The sequence below is a fragment of the Polynucleobacter necessarius genome (genome assembly GCF_900096755.1).
Classification (GTDB): domain Bacteria; phylum Pseudomonadota; class Gammaproteobacteria; order Burkholderiales; family Burkholderiaceae; genus Polynucleobacter; species Polynucleobacter necessarius_K.
Genome location: NZ_LT615227.1, coordinates 1,017,783 through 1,030,639, shown reverse-complemented (window position 1 = coordinate 1,030,639; position 12,857 = coordinate 1,017,783). Strand labels below are relative to the sequence as shown.

Genomic DNA, 12,857 nt, shown 5'->3' with positions numbered 1-12,857 from the left:
AATAATAAGTTCTTAATACTTGAGAGCTACAGCACCCCAAGCAAATCCGCCGCCAACACCCTCTAATAAGAGATGTTGGCCACGTTGAATTTGGCCAGAACGCACACCGCTATCTAAGGCCAATGATATGGATGCCGCAGAAGTGTTGCCATGCTCATGGACTGTCACAATGACTTTATCCATGGACATACCCATCTTCTTGGCAGTTCCTTCCATGATGCGGATATTGGCTTGGTGTGGCACCAACCAATCGATTTGCTCTGGCTTAAGGTTGGCCTTCTCGAGCGCTTCATGCGCCACTTGCTCCAATACCTTCACAGCCAATTTAAATACCGCTTGACCATCCATGGTCATGAATGGGGAACCATGTACCTTGCCATTGCCAGATCGTCCTGGGACACACAAAATGTCGCGCTGGCTTCCATCAGCATGCAAGGCAGTAGAGAGAATGCCTGGTTCTTTCGAAGCCTCAAGCACTACTGCGCCTGCACCGTCACCAAATAAAACACAGGTGCCACGATCTTGGAAGTCTAGGATGCGCGAAAAAGTCTCCGCACCAATCACCAATACTTTTTTATAGGTTGCAGAACGAATAAACGCATCAGCAATAGCGAGCGCATAAGTGAAGCCAGCACATACTGCCTGGACATCAAAAGCAGCACAAGAAGTGTGTGCACCTAACTTATCTTGCACTACACAAGCGGTACTTGGAAAGCCGCCCAAATGATCTGGCGTAGAAGTGGCCAAAATAATGAGATCTAAATCCTCAGAAGTAATGCCGGCGCTCGCTAAAGCAGCTTGAGAAGCTTTCACTGCGAGATCGCTAGTGAGTTCATTTTCAGCGGCAAAGTGACGCGCAGAAATACCACTGCGAGTGGTAATCCATTCATCACTGGTTTCCAAACCTGTTTTAGCTAAGCGCTCAACCAAATCCTGGTTTGTTAAACGCATTTCCGGAAGATAGCTTCCGGTTCCGGCGATTCTTGCAAAGATGCTCATACTTTTGTCTCTACCACAAAGGCTGCAGCAATACGTTCTACCATGCGATTTTTAGCCGCCTCATAAGCGCGATCTAAGGCAAAGCCAAACGCAAAGCGATCAGCAGCTCCATGGCTCTTAATGACGCAGCCACGTAAACCCAACAATACCGCACCGTTATAACGACGATGATCAACACGCTTGCGCACTCTAAGCAAAGGCACCATTGCGCAAATAGCCATCAATTTAGTTAGCAACGAACGATTAAATTCTTCACGAATCATGCCGCTCATCATTTTTGCTAAACCTTCGCTTGCCTTGAGAACCACGTTACCAACAAATCCATCGCAGACAACAATATCGGCCGTGCCCTTAAAAATATCGTTGCCCTCTACGTTGCCGTAAAAGTTTAAATTGGTTTGACGTAGAAGTTCACTAGTTTGCTTAACAACTTCATTGCCCTTAATGACTTCTTCGCCAATATTCAGGAGGCCAATTGAAGGGTTTTGTTTGCCATCAACAACCTGCACCATAACGTTCGCCATTTGAGCAAATTGAACCAAGTGCATTGGCTCACAGTCTGCATTTGCACCGAGATCCAACATAGTGGTACCGCGCCCCAACTCATTAGGAATGGCAGTAGCAATGGCTGGACGGTCAACGCCCTCAAGGGTTTTCAGGATGTAGCGAGAAATCGCCATCAACGCACCGGTATTGCCGGAAGAGATCACTGCATCAGCAGCACCCTCTTTCACTTGCTCAATCGCAACGCGCATTGAAGAATTTTTTTTACGACGCAAAGCCACCTCGATGGGATCATCCATCAACACAACTTCACTCGCGGGAATAATTTGAATTCGCTCCATCGGAGCTTTTGGGGATTTACTCAAGACTTGCTTGATTAAATCTGGATCACCCACCAAGGCAATCTTCACATCAGAAGAATGTTTTTCTAAAAAATCGCAGGCAGCTGGAACCGTCACGACGACTCCATGATCTCCGCCCATGGCATCAATAGCAAGAGTAACGCTCATAAACTCATTGATTGCTGCAAGTGATTTATCCAAGAAAAAAGCGGCTTTTACTGGAGCCGCTTCTATCTGTTTTGACTAAAAAATTAGTCGTTTTTGGTTTTAACAACTTTACGACCACGATAGTAGCCGTTTGGTGAAATGTGGTGGCGCAAATGAGCCTCACCAGTTGTGGCTTCAACAGCCGTAGCAGGTGCGGTCAAAAAGTCGTGCGCACGATGCATGCCACGTTTGGAAGGTGATTTTTTGTTTTGTTGAACGGCCATATTGAACTCCTAAGCAAGGCGACATTCTAGCATGGAAAAGCATGTAAATGCTTGATTTATCGACAAACCGCACTCAAAACAACAGCTAAAACAGAACCCCTGATTTCAGTTTTTCTTCATATTTTTCAAAATGTTAAAGGGATTTTCACGCTCATTTGAAGCTTCTTCCACCCCCTCATCGCCAAAGGTTGAGGCGTGAGGCTCACAAAATCCCTCTGGGTGCTTAGGAATCAAGGGTAAAGACAGCAAAATCTCATCTTCTATAGTTTCTAGGAGGTTGAAATGCTGGCTAACGACCAGTGGCTCTTGCTCCTCATCCTCCAGAGGGTGGGAATCAGCCTCCTCTTCTGTAGACACCAGGATAAATCGACGACTTTCGTCAAAATCTACCGCGCAATCTTGTAAACAGCGCTGGCAAACCAGGTGTAGATGGCCTTTTAGACCTAAATCCAAAATTTGGCGTGGCTCGCTACCTGGAGAATCTTCAAAATGGGTTCTTACAGACCAATCAAAGCCATCCCCAGGATTGATGACAGAAGCCCCCTCAGCCACCCTTGGCAAGTCTGGGATGCTTAAAAAACCAGACCCTTTATAGGATTGTGGGGCGCAAAAATCCACCTTTTTTAAAGCGCTGGGCTCGGCAGATAGTTCGACTTGAGGTAAAACTTGATTACGATTCATAGCATCAGTCTAAATGAAGGCGCACTAGAAAGCACAGCTAAACATGAGTACCTCCACCAATGCGTCCCAAAATCCAAGCCTCATCTTGGCTTCTACATCCAAATATCGTCGCGAACTTTTAGAGCGTCTGCGCATTCCATTTGAAGTGATTTCACCAAAGGTAGATGAGACACCGCTCACCGGCGAAAGCACTCTTGATTTAGCGCTTCGTCTCGCACACGCTAAAGCAGCGGCTGTTGCAAAAGATTATCCCGATGCCTGGGTGATTGGCTCCGATCAAGTTGCTGATCTTTGTGGTGCCGCTATTGGTAAGCCAGGTGATTTTGAAAGAGCATTAGCCCAACTACAACTCATGCGCGGTCAATCGGTGATTTTTCAAACGGCACTATGCTTAATGAAGGGGAATACGCAAACTACATTGTGTGTTCCTACTGAAGTAACTTTTCGCAAACTTCCCGATAGCGTTTTGGAATCCTACTTGCTTGCAGAAGAACCTTATGATTGCGCAGGTAGCGCCAAGTCAGAAGGCCTTGGAATCAGCCTGCTCGAATCTATTAAGAGTGATGACCCCACTGCGCTAATTGGCTTACCGCTTATTGCTTTAACCGGCTTATTGCGTGATGCAGGTTTTGCAATCCCGCCAAAAAATACTCAGCAGTAAAAAGAAGCAATCAACAGAAAACATCATTCATGACAAAGCTTGGCACTCTTTATTTAGTTCCCAACACCCTAGGTGATGATGCTCGTGTCGAGCAATTACCATGGGTGCTTCCTAGCGAAACTATTGCGCAATCGGCCAAACTAAAATACTGGATTGTGGAAGACACAAAAACAGCGCGTGCTTTATTAAAATCGATTGACAGCGTTTCTCCATTGGCCTGCTCAATTCAAGAAATTACTGCGATGCTGATGGCCTGTTTAAATTCTTTAGCGCCACAAAGCTTGCTTTGTCTTGGCGTAGATCTGAGTCTGAAATGATTACAACGCTGTCGATTGCGGACTGGCGCAAGCGCTATCCGAATGAAGCTGCATGCGCCTCATTACAAAATAGGCCAACTGTATTTCTACTGTTGGCCTAACTTGATAAGCTCTGTTGAGCCCTGATTTTTGCTGACTTACTGAGGTCTGGCGTTTTTACTAAAGCCTTACCAGCAGCGGCACCAGCCTCGGCACCAAAGCGCTTAGCAACACACTCCGCAAAGTTTTCTTTCATGGTGTAGTCAAGCACATCTGGCGCCTTGAAAACATCACGCGCCACTGTATCCACTGTGCCGTAGCCATCCACCAAACCAATCTTCACAGCTTGCTCGCCGTTCCAAATGCGGCCAGAGAATAAATCAGTAGATTCTTTTAAGCGAGCACCACGTCCTTCTTTAACTGCTGCAATAAATTGCTGATGAATTTCATCAATCATGGTTTTCACCATTTCAACTTGCTTAGGATCTTCTTTGCTAAATAATGGATCCATCATGCCCTTGTTGGAGCCCGCGGTAATCATGCGACGTGTGACGCCCAACTTATCCATTAAACCGGTAAAGCCCTCCATGATGACGCCGATAGATCCAACCAGGCTCGCTTTATCCACCAAGATTTGATCGGCAGCAACGTAATAACCACCCGAGGCGCAAATATCTTCAACTACGACATAGAACGGCTTATTGGGATACAACTTACGCAAGCGGTGAACTTCATCATTGATCATTCCAGCCTGAACTGGAGAGCCGCCAGGGCTATTGATTCTCATGACAACACCAGCACTATTTTCATTCTCAAATGCAGCTGCCAATGAGGAATTGATGCCCATGGCATTAGCCATTGAACTAGATGAAATCTCACCCTCTAGCGTTACCAAAGCGGTATGCTTTTCCATATCCATATCCATATTCATGCCACGACCTGGCAAATGAAAATCAAATACAGATAGTAAGGCCGCAATAATCACTAGCAAGGTGAGGATGCGCAATACCACCCTCCAGCGACGCGCTTTGCGTGTCTCTTTTAAATTCTCTAATAACAAATGCTCAAGAGCCTGACGCTCCCAATTCGGATTTGAGTTGTTTTCCATCATTTAATTCCTTTGCTTGCCTGCTTACTTGCTAATTCAATTACTACATTACAAATTCTGTTTAAGCCATTGCGCAAGTTCAGCAACATCATTGACGTGCGCCAATGACTGCGAGGTCTTGAGCGTTTCAGGTGGATGCGCCCCATAGGTAACCGCTACCGCATCGACACCAGCATTGGCCGCCATATCCAAGTCATGAGTCGTATCTCCAATCATGAGCATGCGCCGAGTAGGCACTTGAGTGACATCCGATAGCTCCAACAACATCCCTGGATGCGGTTTAGAAAAGGATTCATCTGCCGTGCGCGTTTCATGGAAAAGATGCCCAATTTGATGATGCTTTAAAGAGCGATCTAGCCCCACGCGAGATTTGCCAGTTGCCACCCCCAATAAGTACTGATCATCGCGGAGCTTTTCTAGTAATTCACGAATACCAACAAAGAGGTCTAACTCATGATCTTTTGCAAGGTAGTGATAGCGAAAACGATCGGTGAGCTTTTGAAAATGAATCGGCTCAATCCGCGGCACCGCTCTTCGCAAAGAATCCTGAATACCCAAACCAATCACCGAACTCGCCAAAGTATCGTCCGGCGCCTTGAACCCTAAATCACGGCAAGCTTGCTGAATGCAATACACAATGGTTGGCGTGGAATCCATAATGGTTCCATCCCAGTCCCACACAATCAGGTCATAACGGCGATCTGCTTTATTCACTGGAGACATCTTGAGTTAATGGTGGGAAGTTTTTCATCATGGCAGCAAACTCTGATGGCAACGGTGACTCTATGCGCATCTTTTCACCAGTGCGTGGATGAGTAAAGCCGGCAAGATGGGCATGCAGATACAAACGTTTTGATTTAATCAGTTTGTCTAAGTCTTCAAAGCCGTATTTATCGTCACCCAAAATGGCGTGCCCTAACTTTTGTAGATGCACCCTAATCTGATGGGTACGACCAGTCTTTAATTGCGCCTCAGCCAATGTAATAGCTGCATCTTCTCGCTTCATGGACTTGATGACGCGCAAAGCAGTATGACTTGGCAACCCATCTGGGTCGACACGAACACGGCGCTCTCCATTGGGCAGCAGATATTTATGCAATGGATATTTGAGTTGCATGACCTGCGCACCTTGCACAATTTCACCATGTGCAAGCAAGTAATAGCGCTTATCTGTTTGACCTTCACGAATTTGGCGATGCAACTCCACCAAGGCGCTACGCTTTTTTGCCAACAACAAAACACCTGAGGTATCTCGGTCTAAGCGATGCACTAACTCCAAGAACTTAAGCTCAGGACGGGTAATCCGTAAGGTTTCAATAACGCCCAGCGCAATTCCGGAACCGCCATGCACGGCTAATCCGGCAGGTTTATCCACTATTAAGAGCGCCTCGTCCCCAAAAAGGATGGGCATTTTGTCTGAATAGCCTCGCGCCCGAGATTTGGTTTGGGCGGTATTAACAGCCGCCATTTGGGATGGCTCAGCAATCCGGACTGGGGGTAAACGGACCACATCACCCTCAATGAGGCGAGTTGTGGGTTCTGCCCGTTTTTTATTCACCCGCACCTCGCCAGACCGAATAATTCGGTAAACATGGCTTTTAGGGACCCCTTTGGCCCAACGCAATAGATAGTTGTCTAAGCGCTGGCCAGCCTCTTCCGGGCCAATAGTCTGCAAATGGACTGCGGCTGGGGCTTTAGTTTGGGCTGCTTTTGGCTTGGATACTGGGTCGGGTTTCATGATTTATCTCTCTGGCCACCTCGACAGAGGATAACAAGGGACTCAACGATACCCCATTGTCATTCAACTTGTGCCATATAATCAACGCTCTAGCCAATTTATTGGCCCAAGACCAACCTAAAGTCAGGTTTAAATCGTGGAGCTTGGAGTCGCCCTTTAATATAGACTCCCGGGGTTGCCCCTCCCCCGTTGTAATGAGGCGCAGGGTTGGTGTGCCGTATGCCGCGACCCGCGATTAGAAGACAGTTTTCAGGCGCGCGCCTGCATTGATGACCTAAAGGAAGGAGGTCTCTGCGGCGATCGTCAAGTGTGGCACCGAATTAACCAAGCGTTAACTTGGTGAACTAAGCAAAAAATGAGATTTGCATGAACCACACTCTTAAACCGCACAAGGCTCAGTCCTTAGCGGTACTTAACGCCCCTCCCCCGTTGTAATGAGGCGCAGGGTTGGTGTGCCGTATGCCGCGACCCGCGATTAGAAGACAGTTTTCAGGCGCGCGCCTGCATTGATGACCTAAAGGAAGGAGGTCTCTGCGGCGATCGTCAAGTGTGGCACCGAATTAACCAAGCGTTAACTTGGTGAACTAAGCAAAAAATGAGATTTGCATGAACCACACTCTTAAACCGCACAAGGCTCAGTCCTTAGCGGTACTTAACTTGTCCCCTAACGCTAGCGCGCAACGACGCCCTCCCCCATAGGAGAGTGTTATGAAACGCATGTTGTTTAATGCAACTCAACAAGAAGAGTTGCGAGTTGCCATCGTTGATGGTCAAAAACTCATTGATATCGATATCGAAGCTGCCGGTCGTGAACAACGCAAAGGCAATATCTACAAAGGTGTTATTACCCGCATTGAACCCTCCCTGGAGGCTTGCTTTGTCAATTACGGTGAAGAACGCCACGGCTTTTTACCATTCAAGGAAGTTGCCCGTAGTTACTTTAAAGAGGGTATCGACGTCCGCAATGCATCCATTAAGGATGCCTTGCGCGAAGGTCAAGAAATCATTGTTCAGGTAGAAAAAGAAGAGCGTGGCCAAAAAGGCGCCGCCCTCACCTCCTTTATCTCCCTGGCAGGCCGTTATTTGGTATTGATGCCAAATAACCCACGCGGAGGCGGTGTATCCCGTCGCATTGAAGGCGAAGACCGTCAAGAGTTGCGTGAAGCCATGGTGTTATTACCCGCATTGAACCCTCCCTGGAGGCTTGCTTTGTCAATTACGGTGAAGAACGCCACGGCTTTTTACCATTCAAGGAAGTTGCCCGTAGTTACTTTAAAGAGGGTATCGACGTCCGCAATGCATCCATTAAGGATGCCTTGCGCGAAGGTCAAGAAATCATTGTTCAGGTAGAAAAAGAAGAGCGTGGCCAAAAAGGCGCCGCCCTCACCTCCTTTATCTCCCTGGCAGGCCGTTATTTGGTATTGATGCCAAATAACCCACGCGGAGGCGGTGTATCCCGTCGCATTGAAGGCGAAGACCGTCAAGAGTTGCGTGAAGCCATGACTCAATTAGAAGTAGCAGACGGCATGAGCATCATTGCTCGTACCGCTGGCATTGGTCGCGACGCGACAGAATTGCAGTGGGACTTAAGTTACCTCATGCAGTTATGGAAAGCGATTGATGAAGCTGCCAAAGGTAACTCAGCACCGCTATTGATCTACCTCGAATCTAGCTTAGTGATTCGCGCTATTCGCGATTACTTCCAGCCAGATATTGGCGAGATCCTCATCGATACCGATGACATCTACGAACAAGCTGCAGCATTTATGTCTGTGGTGATGCCTGACAATTTGCCAAGAGTAAAGCGGGGACTTAAGTTACCTCATGCAGTTATGGAAAGCGATTGATGAAGCTGCCAAAGGTAACTCAGCACCGCTATTGATCTACCTCGAATCTAGCTTAGTGATTCGCGCTATTCGCGATTACTTCCAGCCAGATATTGGCGAGATCCTCATCGATACCGATGACATCTACGAACAAGCTGCAGCATTTATGTCTGTGGTGATGCCTGACAATTTGCCAAGAGTAAAGCGCTATCAAGATGATGTGCCTTTGTTCTCACGCTTCCAAATTGAGCATCAAATTGAAACTGCGTACTCACGCACTGTGCCATTGCCATCTGGCGGCGCAATCGTGATCGACCACACTGAAGCTTTGGTTTCTGTGGACGTTAACTCTGCACGCGCAACTCGTGGCTCCGATATTGAAGAGACTGCAACTCGCACGAACTTAGAGGCTGCCGATGAAATCGCTCGTCAAGCACGTTTACGTGACCTGGGCGGCTTGATCGTGATCGACTTCATTGATATGGAATCGAGCAAAGCACAGAAAGATGTTGAGAATCGTTTGCGCGATGCGCTGCGCCATGACCGTGCACGCGTATTGAAGAGACTGCAACTCGCACGAACTTAGAGGCTGCCGATGAAATCGCTCGTCAAGCACGTTTACGTGACCTGGGCGGCTTGATCGTGATCGACTTCATTGATATGGAATCGAGCAAAGCACAGAAAGATGTTGAGAATCGTTTGCGCGATGCGCTGCGCCATGACCGTGCACGCGTTCAGATGGGCAAGATCTCCAAATTTGGTTTGATGGAAATGTCCCGCCAACGTTTGCGCCCAGCCTTGTCTGAAGGCAGCCATGTAACCTGCCCACGTTGTAACGGCACTGGCCACATCCGTGATACCGAATCCTCTGCATTGCAAGTTCTGCGCATCATCCAAGAAGAGGCAATGAAAGAGAACACAGCAGCTATTCATACTCAGGTTCCAGTCGAAGTGGCTGCGTTCCTCTTGAATGAAAAACGTGCTGAAGTTATCAAGATCGAGACTCGCTTCAAAGTGAACGTCTTGATGGTTCCAAACAAGCACCTAGAAACACCACATTACAAGTTAGAGCGTTTACGTCACGATGACCCACGTCTGGATGACCAAAAGGCCAGCTATGTAATGGCTGAAGAAGCAGCTCGTGAACTCGAGACAGACACAACAGTGAGCAAAAAGGATGCTGACGTTAAAGTACGTCCTGAAGCTACTGTAAAAGGTATTACGCCAACTCAGCCTGCGCCAATTAGTCAGCCACGCCCTGTGCGCGCTGAAAAAGCGGCGACCGAAAGCTCTGGTGGTTTCTTTGGCTTCATTAAGAAGCTCTTCTCCTCATCTCCAGCGGCAGAAGAGAAACCAGCGCCAAGCAATAATCGTGGCCGCAATCAAGGCCGTAATGGCGGTGACCGTAACCGTGGCCGCAATCGTCGCGGTGATCGCAATGGTGATCGCAATGGTGATCGCAATGGTGATCGCGCTGAGCGTCCGGCAGCAAATGCAGCCAAAGGTGCAGCTACTGAAGGCGGTAACAACAACCGTAACGGCACTCGCAACCAAGCTAACCCAGCCGCTGTAACTCCAGCTACTGAAGCAGCTCCAGGCAGCGAAGCAACTCCTGGCGCCGAAGGCGAAGAGCGTCGTGGTCGTGGACAACGTGGTGAGCGCACTGAGAATGGCGAAGCAAATAACAATGTAGCGCCTACATCAGTCAACACTTCAACAGCTGTATCAGCTAGCCCATTTTCAGGCCCTCCTATTGGTATGGCTGGCGCATCTGCCTCGATGCCGATTCAGAACATCGCCAACAGTTTTGGCAATGCAAAACCTGCTGCAGAAAAACAAGAGCGACAAGAGCGTGCGCCGCGTGCGCCGCGTGCGCCGCGTGCGCCGCGTCAATCTAATCGCCCTGCACAAGGATCTGCTCCTGCTGCATCAACCTCTCCAGCAGCATCAACTCCAGCACCAGTTGCTGCAGTTGTAGCTCCGGCTCCTATTGGTATGGCTGGCGCATCTGCCTCGATGCCGATTCAGAACATCGCCAACAGTTTTGGCAATGCAAAACCTGCTGCAGAAAAACAAGAGCGACAAGAGCGTGCGCCGCGTGCGCCGCGTGCGCCGCGTGCGCCGCGTCAATCTAATCGCCCTGCACAAGGATCTGCTCCTGCTGCATCAACCTCTCCAGCAGCATCAACTCCAGCACCAGTTGCTGCAGTTGTAGCTCCGGTAGAAGTCATTGCTAAACCTGCACCCGAACTTCCTAAAGTTGCCTTCCAGGCACTTGAAGAAACGCCTTTGCATAGCGTTGTCCAGTCTGCCGGAATGATCTGGGTAGCTACTGATTCATCAAAGCATGCAGAAGCACAAAGTCAAATCCAGGCAGAGCCTGCTGCTCACAACTTAGGCAGAGCGCCCAAGCCTGCAGCTAGCCTTCCTGATGGCCCTATGGTTTTAGTTGAAACCGGCGGCCAAGAAAAAACGGTTTAAGCCATCTAAAGCTTTTTCTCCAGACCGTCATTTATCCCACAAGGATATTTGGCGGTTTGGCAGAAACCCCGTTTCACAGCCATAATTGAGAACATGGTTGAAAAAGCAATTCCAAAAGTAATCCCTATTCGCATTGATGAAGGCAAAGGACTTGTGCCGCCGTCTATTGGCACTGAGCTTGTCAAGCCTCATGGCCGGACAACAGATACTCGCGGCAGGGTTTTACGTGACCTACGCATCTCCGTAACGGACCGCTGCAATTTCCGCTGCACGTACTGCATGCCTAAAGAAGTATTTGATCAAAATTACCCATACCTCTCTCACAAAGAATTGCTCAGCTTCGAAGAAATTACTAGACTGACTTCAATTTTTGCCACATTAGGCATTGAAAAAATTCGCCTTACTGGTGGAGAGCCACTACTTCGTAAAAACCTAGAGATTCTGATTAAGATGTTAGCCAAGGTTCGCTCTTTAGAAAACAAACCACTAGATCTCACCTTAACTACGAATGGCAGCATCTTGCGCAAGAAGGCTGCTGCGCTAAAAGCAGCCTTTATCAATGCCGCCCATTCTTTGGGCGCGACCGCCCGCCAAAATAAGACCGGTAATGTGCTCAGCCAGAATCATTAGCCACCAATGTAAGACATTTCGACCTTGCGATTACCGGTCGATGGGTTTGCTTTCTGCGATCCTCGGATCTCTGAGTAGTGATCATTACGCTGTGCCCAAGTATTCATGACAGCAATAGCAATTTCTAAATCACTTTTTCCTGAGCGCAGTAAGGTTTTGAAATCAAATCCTTCGTTCGCAAATAAGCAGAGATACATTTGGCCATCAGTGGAAATACGAGCGCGTGTGCATTCGTGACAGAAGGTTTGAGTCACGCTAGAGATCACGCCAACCTCACCGGAGCCATCCACATAGCACCAGCGTTGAGCAACTTCACCTGTGTAATTGGCTTCAATGGGTTCTAGCGGAAAGTGCTCATGAATTCTGGCAATCACTTCCTTAGAGGGAAGTACCTGTTCCATATTCCAGCCGTTAGAACTGCCAACATCCATGAATTCAATGAAGCGCAGAATGACGCCGCTAGCCTTAACTTAAAGTGCTTGGCCATAGCAACGATCTCGTGATCATTAGTGCCTTTTTTGACGACCATGTTTACTTTGATATTTTTAAAACCAACTTCTTGGGCGGCTTTAATTCCATCTAACACATCGTTGACTGGAAAATCGACATCATTCATTTTTTTGAAGATATCATCATTTAGACCATCAAGACTGACTGTTAATCTTTGTAGAAAGGCTTAATCCCTTTCTTATAAAAGCCTTTGATTGAATCCACGATTACTCGACTCAAACCTCAAGTTGGCCCCATTGTCATTAATGCTAATCGCAATATCACGAAGTACGCAGCCTATGGCTACGCCGTGATCATGGATGAGACACCCGACTTTTCAGGGCCATTAGCCGGCTTCTCGGTAGGTCTCAAAGCATGCAAAACCCGCTACCTCCTCACAACACCTTGTGATTCGCCACTGCTCCCAAAAGATCTGGCGGCCAAACTAACTCAGGAGATGGAGCAAGGCGACTTTCAAATTGTTTACGCATCTACGACAGAATCGGATGGCAAGGTATGGGCGCAGCCCGTGTTTTGCTTGATGCGCGCCGATGTATTGTATTGCCCTCACTGGAAGCCTTCCTTGCAAAAGGGGATCTTAAAATTGATCATTGGTTTAAAGAGTTACGCAACAGCACAGTAATGTTTGAGGATGCTAGCGCTTTTGCAAAT

10 protein-coding genes and 6 pseudogenes are annotated in these 12,857 nt (G+C 48.0%); 8 read left to right on the top strand and 8 right to left on the bottom strand.

Features of this window, described 5'->3' with window-relative positions:
• Positions 1-12: 12 nt before the first annotated feature.
• The 4 genes from DXE27_RS05455 to DXE27_RS05440 form a co-directional block, all read right to left on the bottom strand.
• Positions 13-999 (bottom strand): beta-ketoacyl-ACP synthase III, encoded by a 987-nt coding sequence (locus tag DXE27_RS05455; protein WP_128113210.1) that lies wholly within the window; start codon positions 997-999, stop codon positions 13-15.
• A complete protein-coding gene (plsX, locus tag DXE27_RS05450; protein WP_128113718.1) occupies positions 996-2,012 on the bottom strand; it encodes a phosphate acyltransferase PlsX in 1,017 nt (338 codons plus the stop codon). Before plsX ends, DXE27_RS05455 begins: the two co-directional genes overlap by 4 nt.
• An 83-nt stretch (positions 2,013-2,095) precedes the next feature.
• On the bottom strand, positions 2,096-2,275 hold the full coding sequence (rpmF, locus tag DXE27_RS05445; RefSeq protein ID WP_011902241.1) for a 50S ribosomal protein L32: 180 nt from the start codon (positions 2,273-2,275) through the stop codon (positions 2,096-2,098).
• Positions 2,276-2,380: 105 nt separating this feature from the next.
• A complete protein-coding gene (locus DXE27_RS05440; RefSeq protein WP_128113209.1) occupies positions 2,381-2,956 on the bottom strand; it encodes a YceD family protein in 576 nt (191 codons plus the stop codon).
• 43 nt (positions 2,957-2,999) lie between these two features.
• On the opposite strand from DXE27_RS05440, the gene DXE27_RS05435 reads away from it, so the two are divergent.
• Positions 3,000-3,617 (top strand): Maf family nucleotide pyrophosphatase, encoded by a 618-nt coding sequence (locus DXE27_RS05435; protein WP_128113208.1) that lies wholly within the window; start codon positions 3,000-3,002, stop codon positions 3,615-3,617.
• 29 nt (positions 3,618-3,646) lie between these two features.
• Complete coding sequence (locus DXE27_RS05430) at positions 3,647-3,934, top strand: SAM-dependent methyltransferase (RefSeq protein ID WP_231969679.1); 288 nt, start codon at positions 3,647-3,649, stop codon at positions 3,932-3,934.
• 97 nt (positions 3,935-4,031) lie between these two features.
• Here DXE27_RS05430 and DXE27_RS05425 read toward each other — a convergent pair whose 3' ends face one another.
• From DXE27_RS05425 to DXE27_RS05415, 3 genes are read right to left on the bottom strand one after another with little or no spacing between them, the layout of a single operon-like run.
• On the bottom strand, positions 4,032-5,021 hold the full coding sequence (locus DXE27_RS05425) for a S49 family peptidase (RefSeq protein WP_128113717.1): 990 nt from the start codon (positions 5,019-5,021) through the stop codon (positions 4,032-4,034).
• Positions 5,022-5,069: 48 nt separating this feature from the next.
• Positions 5,070-5,735 (bottom strand): HAD-IA family hydrolase, encoded by a 666-nt coding sequence (locus tag DXE27_RS05420; protein ID WP_415064445.1) that lies wholly within the window; start codon positions 5,733-5,735, stop codon positions 5,070-5,072.
• A complete protein-coding gene (locus DXE27_RS05415) occupies positions 5,728-6,759 on the bottom strand; it encodes an RluA family pseudouridine synthase (protein ID WP_128113206.1) in 1,032 nt (343 codons plus the stop codon). Before DXE27_RS05415 ends, DXE27_RS05420 begins: the two co-directional genes overlap by 8 nt.
• Positions 6,760-7,467: 708 nt before the next feature.
• Here DXE27_RS05415 and DXE27_RS09680 point away from each other — a divergent pair.
• From DXE27_RS09680 to DXE27_RS05390, 5 pseudogenes are all read left to right on the top strand, one after another.
• Positions 7,468-7,929: pseudogene (locus DXE27_RS09680) on the top strand (S1 RNA-binding domain-containing protein); the annotation flags it as partial.
• Positions 7,929-8,567: pseudogene (locus tag DXE27_RS05405) on the top strand (ribonuclease E/G); the annotation flags it as partial. The pseudogenes DXE27_RS09680 and DXE27_RS05405, both read left to right, overlap by 1 nt.
• Before the next feature lies 1 nt (position 8,568).
• Positions 8,569-9,141 (top strand): annotated as a pseudogene (locus DXE27_RS05400) (ribonuclease E/G); the annotation flags it as partial.
• An 8-nt stretch (positions 9,142-9,149) separates the two neighbouring features.
• Positions 9,150-10,259: pseudogene (locus tag DXE27_RS10495) on the top strand (ribonuclease E/G); the annotation flags it as partial.
• Positions 10,260-11,159: 900 nt separating this feature from the next.
• A pseudogene (locus DXE27_RS05390) lies at positions 11,160-11,618 on the top strand (radical SAM protein); the annotation flags it as partial.
• A gap of 74 nt (positions 11,619-11,692) precedes the next feature.
• On the opposite strand, the pseudogene DXE27_RS05380 reads toward DXE27_RS05390, so the two are convergent.
• Positions 11,693-12,372 (bottom strand): annotated as a pseudogene (locus DXE27_RS05380) (GTP 3',8-cyclase MoaA); the annotation flags it as partial.
• Positions 12,373-12,396: 24 nt separating this feature from the next.
• On the opposite strand from DXE27_RS05380, the gene DXE27_RS05375 reads away from it, so the two are divergent.
• The gene (locus DXE27_RS05375) at positions 12,397-12,828 is read left to right on the top strand and encodes an NTP transferase domain-containing protein (protein ID WP_128113204.1); all 432 of its coding nucleotides are present in this window, start codon (positions 12,397-12,399) and stop codon (positions 12,826-12,828) included.
• Positions 12,829-12,857: the final 29 nt, after the last annotated feature.